14 protein-coding genes are annotated in these 15,403 nt (G+C 73.2%); 9 read left to right on the top strand and 5 right to left on the bottom strand.

The window, feature by feature from the left end; genetic code table 11:
- Positions 1-149 precede the first annotated feature (149 nt).
- Positions 150-1,538 (bottom strand): M20/M25/M40 family metallo-hydrolase, encoded by a 1,389-nt coding sequence (locus tag E0504_RS39535; RefSeq protein ID WP_071063586.1) that lies wholly within the window; start codon positions 1,536-1,538, stop codon positions 150-152.
- A 119-nt stretch (positions 1,539-1,657) separates the two neighbouring features.
- Between E0504_RS39535 and E0504_RS39540 the strand changes: the two genes are divergently transcribed.
- The 4 genes from E0504_RS39540 (at position 1,658) to E0504_RS39555 (ending at position 4,177) form a co-directional block, all read left to right on the top strand.
- Complete coding sequence (locus E0504_RS39540; RefSeq protein ID WP_071063588.1) at positions 1,658-1,918, top strand: hypothetical protein; 261 nt, start codon at positions 1,658-1,660, stop codon at positions 1,916-1,918.
- Between the two features lie 232 nt (positions 1,919-2,150).
- Positions 2,151-2,666, top strand: coding sequence for a TM2 domain-containing protein (locus E0504_RS39545; protein ID WP_131626909.1), 516 nt, complete (start codon positions 2,151-2,153; stop codon positions 2,664-2,666).
- Between the two features lie 47 nt (positions 2,667-2,713).
- Complete coding sequence (locus E0504_RS39550) at positions 2,714-3,136, top strand: DUF2752 domain-containing protein (RefSeq protein WP_112106564.1); 423 nt, start codon at positions 2,714-2,716, stop codon at positions 3,134-3,136.
- 63 nt (positions 3,137-3,199) lie between these two features.
- Positions 3,200-4,177, top strand: coding sequence for an LLM class flavin-dependent oxidoreductase (locus E0504_RS39555; RefSeq protein WP_112106563.1), 978 nt, complete (start codon positions 3,200-3,202; stop codon positions 4,175-4,177).
- Between the two features lie 13 nt (positions 4,178-4,190).
- On the opposite strand, the gene E0504_RS39560 is transcribed toward E0504_RS39555, so the two are convergent.
- Positions 4,191-5,219 carry a sulfite exporter TauE/SafE family protein gene (locus E0504_RS39560; protein WP_131626910.1) on the bottom strand — a complete coding sequence of 343 codons (1,029 nt, stop codon included), beginning with the start codon at positions 5,217-5,219 and terminating at the stop codon, positions 4,191-4,193.
- Positions 5,220-5,655: 436 nt separating this feature from the next.
- Between E0504_RS39560 and E0504_RS39565 the strand changes: the two genes are divergently transcribed.
- Positions 5,656-5,955, top strand: a complete 300-nt coding sequence (locus E0504_RS39565; RefSeq protein WP_306769310.1) for a hypothetical protein — start codon at positions 5,656-5,658, stop codon at positions 5,953-5,955.
- Positions 5,956-6,144: 189 nt separating this feature from the next.
- Here the strand turns inward: E0504_RS39565 and E0504_RS39570 are convergent, their stop codons facing one another.
- Complete coding sequence (locus E0504_RS39570) at positions 6,145-6,630, bottom strand: DUF456 domain-containing protein (protein WP_112106561.1); 486 nt, start codon at positions 6,628-6,630, stop codon at positions 6,145-6,147.
- Between the two features lie 100 nt (positions 6,631-6,730).
- Complete coding sequence (locus tag E0504_RS39575) at positions 6,731-8,386, bottom strand: ABC-F family ATP-binding cassette domain-containing protein (RefSeq protein WP_071063596.1); 1,656 nt, start codon at positions 8,384-8,386, stop codon at positions 6,731-6,733.
- A 299-nt stretch (positions 8,387-8,685) separates the two neighbouring features.
- Between E0504_RS39575 and E0504_RS39580 the strand changes: the two genes are divergently transcribed.
- The 4 genes from E0504_RS39580 to E0504_RS39595 all read left to right on the top strand — a co-directional run bounded on the left by E0504_RS39580 (position 8,686) and on the right by E0504_RS39595 (position 14,116).
- Complete coding sequence (locus E0504_RS39580; RefSeq protein WP_243657835.1) at positions 8,686-10,791, top strand: diguanylate cyclase domain-containing protein; 2,106 nt, start codon at positions 8,686-8,688, stop codon at positions 10,789-10,791.
- Positions 10,792-11,178: 387 nt separating this feature from the next.
- Complete coding sequence (locus E0504_RS39585; RefSeq protein WP_112106560.1) at positions 11,179-12,927, top strand: serine/threonine-protein kinase; 1,749 nt, start codon at positions 11,179-11,181, stop codon at positions 12,925-12,927.
- A gap of 104 nt (positions 12,928-13,031) precedes the next feature.
- The gene (locus E0504_RS39590; RefSeq protein WP_235014032.1) at positions 13,032-13,526 is read left to right on the top strand and encodes a DUF309 domain-containing protein; all 495 of its coding nucleotides are present in this window, start codon (positions 13,032-13,034) and stop codon (positions 13,524-13,526) included.
- Between the two features lie 326 nt (positions 13,527-13,852).
- Positions 13,853-14,116 carry a GlsB/YeaQ/YmgE family stress response membrane protein gene (locus E0504_RS39595; protein ID WP_112106580.1) on the top strand — a complete coding sequence of 88 codons (264 nt, stop codon included), beginning with the start codon at positions 13,853-13,855 and terminating at the stop codon, positions 14,114-14,116.
- 64 nt (positions 14,117-14,180) lie between these two features.
- Here E0504_RS39595 and E0504_RS39600 read toward each other — a convergent pair whose 3' ends face one another.
- Complete coding sequence (locus tag E0504_RS39600) at positions 14,181-15,176, bottom strand: DEDDh family exonuclease (protein ID WP_200835302.1); 996 nt, start codon at positions 15,174-15,176, stop codon at positions 14,181-14,183.
- Positions 15,177-15,403 lie beyond the last annotated feature (227 nt).

Raw genomic sequence — 15,403 nt, forward strand, 5'->3', positions numbered from 1 at the left:
CCGCACCGCCTGACCTCCCGGCCCGTGCGCGCGGCCCACGAACCGGCCCGGACCATCAGGTCCGGGCCGGTTCGCGCGTCAGGCCGGTTCGCCAGCCGGGCCGGTTCGCCTGGCAGGGCGGTTCGCACGCCGGCGCGGGTCAGCTCCCATCAGGAGGCGGCGAGGAAACGGTCCAGGACGCGGACCCCGAACCGCAGGGCGTCGACGGGCACCCGCTCGTCCACGCCGTGGAACATGCCGGCGAAGTCGAGGTCCGGCGGGAGCAGCAGCGGGGAGAACCCGAAGCAGCGGATGCCGAGCCGGGAGAACGACTTCGCGTCGGTACCGCCTGAGAGCATGTACGGGACGGCCCGGGCGGCCGGGTCCTCCGCGCGCAGCGCCGAGGCCATCGCGTCCACCAGTGGGCCGTCGAACCCGGTCTCCAGCGCCTGGTCGTTCACCACCCACTCACGCCGGACCTCCGGCCCGAGCAGCTCGTCGACCTGGCGCAGGAACTCCTCCTCCTGCCCGGGCAGGTAGCGCCCGTCGACGTAGGCCACGGCCTCGCCGGGGATCACGTTGACCTTGTGTCCGGCGGCGAGCTGCGTGGGGTTCGCCGTGTTGCGGATCGTCGCCCCGATCATGCGCGCGATCGGGCCGAGCTTCGCGATCGTGGTCTCCAGGTCGTCCGCGGGGAGCTCGATGCCCAGCGCCTCGCCGATCGAGTCGAGAAAGACGCGCACGGTCGGGGTCACCACGATCGGGAACTGGTGCCGACCGAGCCGGGCGACCGCCTCGCACAGCTTGGTCACCGCATTGTCCTCGCTGATCATCGACCCGTGGCCGGCCCGGCCGGCGACGGTCAGCTTCATCCAGGCGATGCCCTTCTGCGCCGTCTCGATCAGGTACAGCCGCAGGTCGTCCGAGACGGTGTAGGAGAACCCGCCGACCTCGCTGATCGCCTCGGTGCAGTCGGCGAAGTGGTCGGGATGGTTGTCCACCAGCCACCGCGCGCCGAGGGTGCCGCCGGCCTCCTCGTCCGCGACGAAGGCGACGACGAGATCACGGGGCGGACGCCGGCCCGACCGGACCATGTCGCGCACGACGGCGAGCGTCATCGCGTCCATGTCCTTCATGTCGATGGCGCCGCGCCCCCACAGGCAGCCGTCGGCCTCCTCGCCCGAGAAGGGATGCACGCGCCACTCGGACGGGTCGGCGGGCACGACGTCCAGGTGGCCGTGGATGAGCAGCGGGGAGCGGGACGGGTCGGTGCCCTCCACCCTGGTCACCACGCTCGTGCGGCCGGGCGCGGACTCGAGCAGCACCGGCTCCAGCCCGACCTCGGCCAGTCTGGTGGCCACGTACTCGGCGATGGGCCGCTCGTGGCCGTCGCCGTTCCCGCGGTTCACCGACTCGAAGCGCAGCAGGTCCCGACACAGATCCACGACCTCGGACTCGGCGGCGGACGGGGCGGCCGGCCGCCCCGTCCTCGCCGCGAGTGGGTCCCCCGTGGCCGCGGCGGCGAGGGCGTCAGTGGGATCATGGGGCGCGTTTGCCATGTCTCCAGTCTGCCCCGCGCGGCATGCGGTCGCCGGGGCGGGGACGTAGCGTCGAAGCTGCGCGTTGCCGGCCGGTTTCAGGTCCAACAACGACCGATCACCCGGTAGGAGGACCAGCCATGACGCTGTACCAGTGCCCACGCGACGACCTGGGGTGCACCGCCGTCTTCCCAACCACCGGCGACCTCGACCACCACCTCCGCGCACGGCACGGGTACGGGCGGGTGTGGCGGCTGACGTCGAGCCTGAGCCGTGTGACGGTGCTGCCCGTCGGGCCGAAGGCGGAGCGCCGGGTGCCCGGTGGGCGGGCGGACCACGGCGGCCCGCCGGCGCGGGCGGGCTCGGCCGGCCGGCGTGGAGGCGCCCGCACGAGCGGCTAGCCAGCAGCGGTGGGACGGGCGCAACGGCCAGCATCGCACCGGCGCTCGGCCGGTACCGGACAGGCGTTGGACCGGTGTCGGCGCGCCGAGCGGCACGATGCGGCGGGCGGGATGTCCGCCATCCGACGCAAGGCTGGCCGGTCCGGCGATTCCGCCGAGCTGTATCTTCCGGAAGCCACAACATCGCCCGGGCGCGCCAACCCGAGCGCCGGTATCCGGATGGAGAACGCCGATGACCACGCCAGGACAGCCGCCCAGCTACGGCGAGGGCTATCCCGGCCAGGGCCAACCCGGTCCGGACCTCTCGAAGAACGCCGGCTACGGACCACCGCCCGGCCAGCCCGACCCCGGCTACGGGCCCCCGACCGGCGGGTTCCCCTCTGGCCAGCCGGAACCCGGCTACGGCCCGCCGCCGGGATACCCGCCCCCGCCGGGCTACGCGCCCGGGTACGGGCCGCCGCCCGGGTACCCCGGCGGCTACGGGCCGGGTGGTTTCGACCAGTCCGCGCCCTTCGGCCGGCACCCGATCACCGGTGAGCCCTACTCGGACAAGCAGAAGATCGTCGCCGGCCTGCTACAGATCTTCGCCGGCTGTTTCGGCGTCGGACGCTTCTACCTCGGCAGCACGGGCATCGCGGTGGCCCAGCTCCTCACCTGCGGCGGCCTGGGCGTCTGGGCGCTGGTGGACGGCGTGATGATACTCACGGGCAACGTCCGCGACCAGTACGGCCGTCCGCTGCGGGACTGACCGCCGCGCGGGCCGGCGCCCGCCGACCGGAGGCGAGAGGGAACGGCATGGCCACGACCGGACCGTGGGCCTCCCGCGTCCGGCGGCGGCTGGTGCTGGCGGGTGCCGGCTGCTGCCTGCTCGCCGGGCTCGGCTACCTGGCCGGCACCGACCCGCACGACCCGTCGTCCGTGATGCCGCGGTGCCCGGTCCGGGCGGTCACCGGGCTGGACTGCCCGGCCTGCGGTGGGCTGCGCCTCACCTACGACCTGCTGCACGGCATGCCGGCCGCGGCCGCCCGCGACAACCTGTTCCTCCTGGTGTGCTCGCCGCTGCTGGTCGCCCTCGTCGTCCGGCAGGCCCGCGCGTTCGACCGTGGTCACCCCGCGCCGCTGCCGCGTCCGCTGGCGTACGGGCTCGCCGGCGCGGCGCTGGCCTGGACGGCGGTGCGCAACCTGCCCGGATGGCCGCTCAGCCCGACCTCGGTCTGAGCCCGGATCCCCGGTGTGGGGCTCCGGTGGTGAGTCGCGCCACGTTCTGCCAGGTTGTTACCCATGGTCTCCGGTGACCCGACCGCCCCGGCAGCATCGACGTCGACAGTCCCGGCCCCAACGGCCCCGGCCCGAGGGCTGCCCGAGGCCTGGCTGTTCCTCCCCCAGCTGCGGATGGACTTCCCCCGGCTGCTGGACCGGGTGCGGGCGGCGGAGGCGGCCGGGTTCGACGGCGTCGCGTTCATGGATCACCTGGCCCCGCCGGGGCTGCCCGCCGGCGACAGCTTCGACGCGATGACGACCGCGACGGCCGCGCTGGCGGCCACCAGCCGGCTGCGCGTCGGCCATCTGGTGCTGTGCGCGTCGTTCCGCCATCCGGCGGTGCTCGCGAAGGAGGCCGTCAGCCTGGACCATCTCTCCGGCGGACGCTTCGAGCTGGGCCTGGGCTGGGGTTCCACGCCGGCCGAGCTCGAGCGGTTCGGCCTGCCGGTCGAGGACAACCCGACCCGCGCCGCCCGGCTCGCCGAGTACCTGGAGGTGCTCGGCGCCCTGTTCGGCGGCGAGGAGGTGACGCACGAGGGCCGCTTCTTCACCCTGCGCGGGGCGTTGCAGCACCCGGTGCCGGTCAACGGACGGATCCCGCTGCTGCTGGGCGGTGCCGGCCGGAAGCTGACAATGCCCATGGTCGCCCGGCACGCCGACTGGTGGAACTGCCCGACCTACGGGCTGCGCGACCTCGCCGAGCTGCGTCCCCTCGCCGGCGGCGCGCGGCTGTCGACCCAGCACCCGGTCGGTTTCGCGGCGAGCGGCGCGGAGCTGGACGACGTCACGGCGGTGGCCCGGAAGCGTTTCGGGAACTGGGGCGGGCTGGTAGTCGGAACCCCGGACACGCTCGCCGAGCACTTCGGTGAGCTGGCGGCCCTTGGCGTCGAGCGTTTCTACCTGCAGTTCACCGACTTCGCGACGCCCGAGACGATCGAGGCGTTCGCCCGCGACGTCCTGCCCGCCGTGCGCCAGGTCGCGACGACCGCCCGCGGCTGACCGGCGTCGCCCGTCAGGGCTGACCCCGGGACAGAGCCGGATACGGGCCGTCGGCCCCGCCCGCGAGCCCGGTCGGGACGGGCTCATCTGCGCCGGGCGCCTCACCCGCCGCGACGCCGGGCACGGCGCCTGCCGCGATGCCCACCTCGGCGCCCGCCTCGATGTCTGCCGCGACGTCGGGCACCGCTGCGCGGCGGCGCACGGCCCACCCCGCGACGCCGACCGCCACCAGCGCCAGGACGGCGCCCAGCGCCTCCGTGGGCAGCCCAACCAGCTTGAGGCCACTGAGGGACACCACCACGACGACCGCCGGGCGGATGACCCGGCTGGTGGACGTCCCCGCCGAGACCCGGGCGCCGAGGTAGACCCCGGGCAGGGAGCCCAGGAGCAGTGAGCCGGTCAGCCCGAGCTGGAAGTCACCGAAGATCAGGTGCCCGAGCGACGCCGCGGCCACCAGCGGGACCGCCTGGGCGAGATCGGTGCCGACGAGCTGGGAGCCCCGGATGGACGGGTACAGCCAGAGCAGCAGCACGATGATCAGCGAGCCCGAGCCGACCGAGGTCATGCCGACGACCAGGCCGCCGACCACGCCGATGGCCAGGGTCGGCAGCGGCCGGACGATGATCGCGGCGGCATCCGCGCTGCCGGGCCCCCGGCGGCGGTCGATCTCCGCCTTCGCCAGCATCGCCAGCGCGGCGACGATCAGGATGGCCCCCATCGTGACCTTGATCCTGTCCTGCACAGCGGCCCCGTCGCCCAGCGCGCGCAGCACCAGCACACCGCAGAACCCGGCGGGCACCGAGCCGAGCACGAGCCATCCGACCAGCCCGCGGTGGACGGTGCCCCGGCGCAGGTGCACCGTCGCGCCCACGGGCTTCATCACCGCCGAGGCGACGAGATCGCTCGAGACTGCGGCCAGCGGCTGCACGCCGAACAGCAGCACCAGGATCGGCGTCATCAGCGCGCCGCCGCCCATGCCGGTCAGCCCCACCACGAACCCCACGAGCAACCCGGCCAGCGTCACCAGCGGATCAACGTCCATCAGACCACCTTCCCGACAGGCACGATAGGCATCGTCGGCTTGGTGGGTCGAGTGACTCCGGCCCCGACCCGGGCGGCCACAGCCCGGTAACTGTCGCGCGGGGCGAGATCGGCCCCCCGGCGGCGGGCACCGGTGGTGATCGATAGCGCGGCGCCAGAGCCGCACCCGACCCGACACCCGGCTGCCCGACAACGCCCGCCGGAATGCCGACCACCGCCACGAAAACCCATTCGCGGCAACACGGCGACCGATTCCACCGCCACCGACACGACCCGGAATCAGCCGTGGTCAAATCTCCATAATTTCATGGCACCTAGATTCTTTGTTTAGGAGGATCGCCGGGTGGCGAGACCCTTTTTTGGGTGCGGGGCAGCCGCACGCCGATACCGGCGATGGGGGAATGATGGGAAAGTCCGCGCCACGTAGGATCCTCGCGTTGGTCGCCACCGGCGCCGCCGCCGTGACCCTGGGCCTCGGCCCGGGTGCCGGCGCCGCGCAGGCCTTCACCGACTGGGACGACAAGGGATGCCACCACGAGCAGCGCTGGGACGGCAAGGACTGGAGGAAGAAGGACTGCCGGAAGCACGACAAGTGGGAGAAGGACGGGTGGGATAAGGACGACAAGTGGGAGAAGGACAGGTGGGATAAGGACGAGTGGCGAAAGGACGACAAGTGGGAGAAAGACGGGTGGGATAAGGACCACCGGAAGAAGGATGACTGGGACTGGGACTGGTGATCAGACGAACCGCCGACTGAACCACTTATCCGGTCGCTTCACACGACCATCGGATGACAGCGCCGGGGAATAGAATGAATCGCGACACGCCACTTTCCGCCATCGCGAACCACAGTTCCCCGGCGCGCCTCCCTTTTCTCCGGCGCCGGGCTTCCCCACGCCGCGCACCCGGCCCGGATGACTACGGGTTCAGCTGACGAGCTCGCCGACGCCCCAGGTCGCGGCCATCGCGACGGCCGCACCGAGCTCGACGAGCAGCCCGACACCGAAGGCGACGACAGCGGCCCAGGTCGAGGCGGTGGCTCGCCGGGCGTCGCGCAGGCGGGTGAGCTCCGCGAGGTAGATGCCCGCGAGCCCGCCGACGAGCAGGCCGAGAACCGGCACCACGAAGAAGCCGATGACGGCGCAGACCGCGCCGATGAGCATCGTCGAGAACGGCGCGCCGGCGGCCGACGCGGCCCGGCCCGGCAGCACGTACTTGGCCAGTGCGCCGGCGACGAACAGTGCGCTCATGACCGCGAGCACCGCCCAGCGGCCCGCGCCGCCGCCGTCCGCGATCGTCCACCACACGCCGGCGCCCCAGACGAGGAGCAGGCCGGGCATCACCGGCACGACCACACCGACGACACCGACCGCCATCACCAGCGCCACGGCGAGCAGCTCGACACCGCTCATGGCGACGACCTCCCGGTACCCGACATCCTTATGCCCGGCGGCACGATGCCCGGCTTGTGCGGCTGGCGTGCTCCGCCCGAAAATACCCGCCCCGCCGGTGTCACGCGGGGGCCTCGGTGACCTGCCCGGCATCCACGCTCAGGCGCCGGGTCACCCGCACGGCCTCCAGCAGCCGCCGATCGTGGGTGACCAGCAGCAGCGTCCCCTCGAACCCCTCGACGGCCTGCTCAAGCTGCTCGATCGCGGGCAGGTCGAGGTGGTTCGTCGGTTCGTCGAGGACCAGGCAGTTCACTCCGGCGCCCTGCAGGAGCGCGAGCGCCGCCCTGGTCCGCTCGCCGGGCGACAGGGACGACGCGGGCCTGGTCATCTGGTCCGGGCCCAGCCCGAACTTCGCGAACAGCGTCCGGACGTCGGCCGGGGAGGAACCGGTCGCCGCCTCGGCGACGTCGGCCGCCGTCGACTCGCCGCGGAAGTGGGTGCGCGCCTGGTCGACCTCGCCGAGGAGCACGCCGGAACCGAGCGAGTGCCGGCCGGCGGTCAGCGGCTGGCGGCCGAGCAGCGCGGCCAGCAGCGTGCTCTTCCCGCCGCCGTTGCGGCCGGTGATCACGATCCGGTCCGCCCAGGCGACCGTGAGGTCGACCGGGCCGAGCTGGAAGCCGGGCCGCTCGACGACGGCGCCGTCCAGCGTGGCCACCACATCGCCCGACCGGGGGGCGGCGGCGATCGACATGCGCAGCTGCCATTCCTTGCGCGGCTCGGCCACCGCCTCGTCGCCGCGCTCCATCCGGTCGAGCTGGGTCTGCAGCGTGCGGACCCGTCCGGCGCTCTTGGTGGCGGCCTCGATCCGCGCGCCGCGCGCCGAGCGGTCTGAGTCCGGCGAGCGCCGCTTCGCCCGGACGGCCCCCCGCACCGACTGCTCACGCTGGCGCTGGACCTGCTCCACCAGCCCGGCCCGCCGGTCGGCGTACCGCTCGAAGCGCTCCCGGGCCTGGCGCCGGGCCAGGCCCCGCGCCTCCAGGTAGGCGTCCCAGCCGCCGGCGTAACGGGTGACGCCGTGCTGATGCTGGTCGATCTCTGCGACGGCGTCGATGGACCGGTCGAGGAACTCCCGGTCGTGGCTGACCACCACCAGCGCGCCCGACATCTGCTCGACGTACCGCTCGAGCCGCTCCAGACCGTCGAAGTCCAGGTCGTTCGTCGGCTCGTCGAGCAGGGTGATGTCGAAGCGGGACAGCAGGATGCTCGCGAGCGAGCCGCGCGCGGCCTGGCCGCCGGACAGCGTCGCCGTCGGGCGGTCCAGTGCCGCGGCGGGCAGCCCGAGATCGGCGATGACCTGCTCGGCGCGGACGTCCAGGTCGGCGGCGCCGATCGCCAGCCACCGCTCCAGCGCCAGGCTGTATCCGTCGTCCGCGCCGGCGACGCCGACCGTCAGGTCCTCGGTCGCGGCGTCCAGCGCCTGCTGGGCCGCCGCGACGCCGGTGCGCCGGGCGAGGTACTCGCGCAGCGTCTCGTCGTGGCGCCGGTCGGGCTCCTGGGGCAGCAGCCCGACCAGGGCGGTGGGCGGCGAGAGCTCGACCCGTCCACCGTCGAGCCGTACCAGGCCGGCCAGGGCCCGCAGCAGCGTCGACTTGCCGACGCCGTTCGGCCCGACCACACCGAGGCGATCACCGGGGGCGACGGTCAGGGACACCCCTTCGAGGACGACGGTGCCGCCCCGCAGCACGGTCAGATCGGTGGCGACGAGAGTGGCGGACATGTGTCCAGTGTCCCTGGCCGGGAATGTGTCCCGCGCGGCCGTTCACCGCCCACACCGTCGCGACCAGGAGCTGCCGACCTATCGGCAACTGGTGACATCCACTGGACTCCGCGACAAATCACTTACCTAAAGTAGTTGAACATGCCCTTTAGGCTAGCTGGACATACCATGGCCCCGCAATGGGTCGGACCGGCGCCGGATCACCCCCGGTCGGGCTGGACGCCGGTTCAGCGCGATCGGAGGTTCGCCCACCCCCGGGTTCCTCCGGATCCCCGCGCGAGCGTTCGGACGGTTCAGCTATGGACGGCGCACCTCAGGGTGAGACTCCCACCCGTTCGGAACGCACGACTCCCACCCGTTCGGAGGGCCGGACTCGGGCCCGTTCAGAGGGCGAGGCCCGGATCCGTTCGGGCTGGGCGTACAGCGCCGGGCAGGGGGGCGACCAGGCGTTCCGAAGCGCCACGATCACCGCCTTTGTGATCATCGCCGCGACCGTGTTCGCGATGTCGATCCTGCACGGACGCCCCGAGCTCCTGCTCGTCCGTGTCGTCGAAACCGGCTGCCTGATGGTCGGCGGGGCCGCCTGCGTGTGGGCCGGGATGCGCGAGCGCGGCGCCGAGCGGGCCTGGAGGCTGCTGGTCGGCGCGATGGTGCTGTCCCTCGGCGTGGCCTCCGGCGCGATCGGCCGGGACATCGTGTTCAACCACAGCGGGCCGATCCCCAGGCTGACGCCCGCGACCATGCTGTACCTGATCCCGGCGGGTGCCGGCTTCGCGGGCCTGCTGTGCATGCCGTCCGAGCCCTACGACCTGGCCCTGCACGGACGGTGCGACGGCCGGGACCGACGATGGCTGCTGATCACCATGCTCGACAGCCTGATCGTCGTCGGAGCGGTGGCGCTGCTGCTCTGGATACTGGTCCTGCAGAGCGTCGTGCTCGCGCCGGCGGCTTCGCCCAGCCTGCCCTATCTGGTAGTCAGTCCGCTCGTCGCCGGGCTGCTCAGCGTCATCGTCGTGCTGACGGCCGCGTTCCGCCGGCCGCGATCACCGCACAGCCTGGCCATGCTCGGCATCGGAATCATGGTGTTCTCGTTCTCGTCGTCGGCGTACGCCTACGCGGAGGCCCGCGGGCGGACCGACGTCCCGCGCATCATCGACCTCGGTTTCGCCGTCGCCGCGCTGATCATCATGCTGGCCGCGCTGCTCCGGCCGGCCGCCGCCCGAGCGGGCGCCGAGGATGGGAACCGGCCTTCCCTCGGGGCGCGTGCCGACGGCGACGGAGCTCGGGGTCGCGGCGGCCGGCTCCCGGTCGGCCGGGAGCCGGCCGACCGGGCCCGTGACGCCGAGCCGGTGGCCGAGTTCTGGAGCCGGCCGCGCCGCCGCTGGTGGCACGCGGTCCTGCCCTATCTCCCGCTGATCGTGGCCGGGACGGGGACCCTTCTCCAGTCCGACAGGGGCGACCTTGGTCAGCGAGAGGAGATCTGGGTGCTGCTGGCGCTGCTCGTCCTCGCTCTCGTCCGACAGATGATCACGATGGTGGACAACGTCCGACTGCTGGCACGCGTCGAGGAGAAACAGCGGCAACTGCATCACCAGGCCTTCCATGACCCGCTGACCGGGCTGGCGAACCGCGCGCTGTTCGCCGACCGGCTCACGCGCGCCCTGGCCGCCCGGGAATGCCGTCCTCGCAGGCTGGCCGTCCTGTTCTGCGACCTGGACGACTTCAAGGACGTCAACGACGGTCTCGGCCACGCGGCCGGCGACGAACTACTCAAGATCACGGCGGCGCGGCTCAGCGCGCAGGACCGGGCCGCGGACACGGTCGCCCGCTTCGGCGGTGACGAGTTCGCGATCCTGCTCGAGTCGGACGGGGAAGACCCCGAGGCGGTCGGCCGGCGGCTGGCCGAAGCCGTGCGGGCCCCCGTCCGCCTGGCCCGGACGACCTACACGATCGCCGTGAGCGTGGGCCTGGTCGCCGTCGGTACGGACACCGGCCCGACCTCGGCCGAGGCCCTGCTTCATTGCGCCGACCTGGCGATGTACCGGGCGAAGAACGCGAGAAAGAAGGATCTCACGGTCCACGGGCCGGAGGTTTACGGGCCGCAGGATTTCGGACCGGAACAGCCCGACGCCGCGGCCGCCCGACCGGTGTCGCGCGCGGCGCTGACCGCGATCCGGTGCGACGGCCCCGACCGGCCGGAGTCGGCCCGGCCGTCCGCGCCCGGTCGGCTGGGCGCACCGCCTCACGTGTCCCCCCTCGGCAGGTCGCCTCCGCCCGGTGTCCGGGGGCCGGAGGAGCCGCCGCCAGACCCGTCCAACCGGGACACGGTCGTCGGCGGCCCGACCCTGCCAGGTGACCTGGACCACATGTCGAACCACGACCCACGCGCGGTGTCGGGCATTTAGGACAGCCGCCGCACCGCGGGTGCCGCCACTGCCCGAACACACGCAGAATAGGCTGATCAGGCCTAGTATCGCCCGATCCCGGCCACTGCGACGGCCACTGCCCCGCCGCGCGCCCGCGCGCACGCCGGGGGCAGGCGGCGCCAGCCGAGCGGCGCGCGGGCCCGTTATTCCTCGGGGGAGGTCCACACCGGTGACCAGAAGGCGGGCAGCGGCCTGGAACGGCCCGTGCGGGGACAGCACGCCGGACCGGGCCGCGCGGAAAGAGACGACGCAGAAAGGGACCGCGCGGAACCAGTTCGCACGGGTCACGCGGAACGGGACGGCACGGGACCGGGCGACGCGAAGCGGGGCCACGCGGAACACGGCGGCGCCGAGCGGGGCGGCGAGATGATCGTCGACCGGGACGTCGTCGCGGCGGCCCTGCCCGGCTATGCTCTCGCGGCGGAGCTCGGCCGCGGCTCCTCCGGCGTCGTGCTGGCCGCCCAGGACGACGCACACCGCCGCGTCGCGGTGAAGGTCATGCCGCTCGCTGTCGACGAGGACGCCACCTTCGGCGTGACCGGCGTCCTGCGGCCCGCCTCAGCCGTCGCACTCGACGCCGAGTCCGAGGCGCTCCTTCTGGCCGGCCTGGACCATCCGCACCTCGTCCGCGTGTACCGCTACATTGCCCACGCGGACCTGGCCCTGATCGTCATGGAACTCCTCGACGGGGGCAGCCTGCGGGTGCGGGCGACCACCGGCCTCTCGCTGGAGGCCGCCTGCGCCATGGCGCTCGTCACCGCGGCGGCCCTGGAGCACGTGCACGCCCGGGACATCCTCCATCGCGACATCAAGCCCGAGAACATCCTTTTCACCGCGCTGGGAGTGCCGAAGCTGACGGACTTCGGCATCGCCCACACGCTGCGGGTGACACCGAGGGCACCGGGTCCCGGTGCCCTGTGGGGTGTGGGTGCTCTGGGCGGTACAGGTGCTCCGGGTGGTACGGGGGGGCTGGGCAGCGTCGGCGGGCTGGGCGGTGTCAATGGTCCGGGCGGTCCGCCGGGCTCGGCGATCGGCACCCCGCGCTACATGGCTCCCGAACAGTTCACGCTGAGCTCACTGAGCCCCGCGACCGACGTCTACGGGCTCGGGGTCGTCCTGTACGAGCTACTGGCCCGCCGACCGCTCTTCCTCGTCCGGCCCGCGACCAGCGACGCGTGGGCCCGCCACCACCTCACCGTCACGCCACGCCCGCTGGCCGGGATCCCCGAGCCCGTCGCCCGGGTCGTCGAGCAGGCACTCGCCAAGGATCCGGACCGCCGGCCGCAGACCGCCCGCTCGTTCGCGCTCAGCCTGGCCGGGGCGATGGCCCGCGCCCGCGGCCCCGGCTGGCTCACCCGGGCCGGCATCCCGACGTTCCTCGACGACGAGGTCCAAGCGGCGGCCACCGGCCCGAGCACGCCGTCCCGGACCTCCGGGACGAACCGGCGCCCCGACCCAACCGGCGACGATCACGGCCTCGAGGTCATCCTGGACAGCCCGTCACCGACGGTGGCCGGTGACGGGCCCGGTGATCACGCCGACGACCAGCGGACCCTGGACCAGCCCACGACGGCCGAGCCCACAGCCGATCAGCCCACAGCGGTCCAGCCCACGACGGTCCAGCCTCGGGCGGGCCATCTCACGGCGGGAGCGCCGGCGGCGAACACAAACCGCGCCGGCGGCACCGCGGCGGATCCGGAGGCCAGTAAGGACAGCGGTACCGACCCGGCAGCGGCCGGTCCCCCGATGGCCGGCACGGTCGCCGGCGAGGCGTCCACCGACGTCCTCACCAAAGATCAGGACACCACTGCCGCCGCCGCCGCCGACCTCAGTCCCGTCACCAGCCCAGTCAGCACCGCCGGCCCCGCCGGCCCCACAGACCCGGTCAGCACTCCCGGCCCAGGCAGTACCGGCGGTGCCGTCGACACCGCCGGCGCGGTCCGCACCACAGGCGACGCCGGTGACGGCACCGGCGGCGACGTCCGCGCCGACAGTGCCAGCGGATCGGATCCGCGCTGGCGAGCCGGTCTTCCGCCGGCCCGGGTCTGGGCCCTCGCCGTGCTGGCGCTGGTACTGGCGGTGCTGATCGCCGTCCTGATCGCGATGCCGGGATGACAGCCGGCCCGCCCCCCGGCGCGGCGCGGCGCCTCCGGCCGACGGCGCGGCCCCGCGACGCGCTCGGCCGGCCTCTCCCCCACGGAGCCGCCGGGGTCCCACCGTTGCCGGACGACCTCCCCGCGTCACCGCGCGCGGCGCTGAGAGCCGCACAGGACCTGCTGGACGCCGGTCTGTACTTCCAGGCACACGAGGTCCTCGAACAAGCGTGGAAGGCCGCTCCGGCGGCCGAGCGAGGCCTGTGGCGAGGCCTGACACAGGTCGTGGTCGGGCTGGTCCACGCGGCCCGCGGCAACACCCGCGGGGCGACGGCCCTGCTGCGACGCGGGCTGACCGAGCTGGTTCCCCACCTGTGCGAACCCACCGCGGACGGGGGCCTGGCCGGTGACGGCCCATGCCCCGGCCACGCGCGACGGGAAGCCCTGGACTCCCCCACCGGTGACCGGCAGCCCACGCCGGACGGCTGGCGGGCCTACGGCGTGAACCTGCCGGGTGTCGTGCGGTGGGCCGAGGACCTGCTCCGCCGGCTCGAGAAGCCGGGAGCGCAGGCCGGCGGAGTTCCACCGCCCCCGCGCCTCGTCACCCAGGGACACGACTGAATCCCCGCCGAGCGTCTGGCGGACGCCCGGCCCGGCGGACGACGTCCGCCGGCGGACGCAGCCGGCGTCCCGCCAGGCTTTCCCACCCCGGCAGGGCGGCCATGTCGGGCGAGGATCACATTCGCGCGTTAGCGCGTGTTTGTCGCCCAGGGCGCCGGGTACCAGACTTTTGACGGCGCAGGGCGAAAAAGCACCTCCGGTCGGCAAATCACCCGGACGCACTTCTCGACGGATGCACTTCACGCCAGAAATGTGCGCGACGGCACCCCGGTAACGGGTTTCACCTCACAACGAAGGCGGTCAACGTGCTCTGGTTCATCATCAGCATGATCGTTCTCGGTCTCATCGCGGGCGCCGTGGCGAGGCTGGTCGTCCCCGGGCGCGACCCGATGGGAATCCCGGGAACCGTTCTGCTCGGCATTGTCGGGTCTTTCATCGGTGGTCTCCTCGGCTACGTGCTGTTCGGGCATGACCTGAGCGAGGGTGCGCTGCAGCCGTCCGGGATCATCGGTTCGATCATCGGCGCCATCGTCGCCCTGCTGGTCTGGCGTGCGGTGCACAGCCGGGGCCACACCTCCGTTCGGCACTGACCTTCACCGCCGACCGAGCAGCCCCGCGGTGACGGCCGGGCGAGTCCACGGACTCGCCCGGCCGTCACGCGTCCGGGGTCGGGCGCCGCGGCCGGCGGTCACGACGAACGGGTGGGGCAGCCGGGACGAGAATTCCTGGGCGAACGGCCGCGAGCAATTCCAGAAAATCTTCCTCTCCTCGTACGGGTGTGTTCAACAACGCGGCGGTGCGGGCCTTCCGTGTCACGCTGCGAGCGTCATTGGTCACCAGAAGACTTGTGCGCCGACTCACGGTTTCCGTCACATGCAGGCCTGCAGCGACCGCCCGGCCGACGAGCTCGCCGCGTTCCGTCCGCGTGGGGCCGCTGAAAGCGACGCGCATTCCCTGGACCAGCGCCGCACCGGGATCGAGCCGCCCGGGGTTTCGATAACGGCACGGCGGCGTGCGGCCCGCGGCGGCGAAGCGCGGCGGACGCACCGTGACGCCGTCGCGGTCGACGCCGCAGCGCGTGAGCGGCAGCTCCAGGTACTGGTCGGCGGCACGTTGCAGGATCCGGGGCAACAAGGCCGCCAGCACCTCGGCGTCGTCCTGCGCGTCATGGGCCCGCCGCTGGACGACGCCCCAGTAGGCGGCGAGCGAGGCCAGGCGCAGGCTCGGCAGCTCCAGGCCGAGCCGACTGGCCAACGTCAGCGTGCACAGCCGCCACTCGACCGGGAGCGTCGTCCCGATCCGCATGGCCTCGCCGGCGAGCATCCGCCAGTCGAAGGCCGCGTTGTGCGCGACGAGCACCCGCCCGGCGAGCAGGCCGGCGACCTCGTCGGCGACGGCGGCGAACGTCGGGCTCCCGGCCAGGCGCTGCCTGGTCAGACCGTGAATATGGACGGGGCCGGGATCACATCCGGGATCCAGGAGGGTTGACCAGCGGTGTTCGACGGTGCCGTCGGCGGCGGTCAGGACGACCGCTATCGACAGCACCCTGTCCCTCGTCGGAGACAGACCCGTGGTCTCGACGTCCACCACCGCGTACGGCCGACGAAAACGTGCGGCGAAGCCGGGCGGGGCAAGAACCTCAGCGCTCACAGCCGCAGATGATGGCGCAGACCCCCGACGGTCCGGCGCCGCGCTGCCCGGAGCAGTGCGGGGACGGAGCGAACCTGGTGCGGGTGGAGGGCAACGCGAGGGAAACAACGAATCCGGCCGTGATCGCGGATGGTATTGTGTGTCCGTTGTTTTAAGTCGCTCGTCGACGGCCACCGGGGCGATTCCTGTCTGGGCCCGGCCGGTGCCGTCGACCGCGGCCCGCCGCG

Source organism: Parafrankia sp. BMG5.11 (assembly GCF_004337455.1).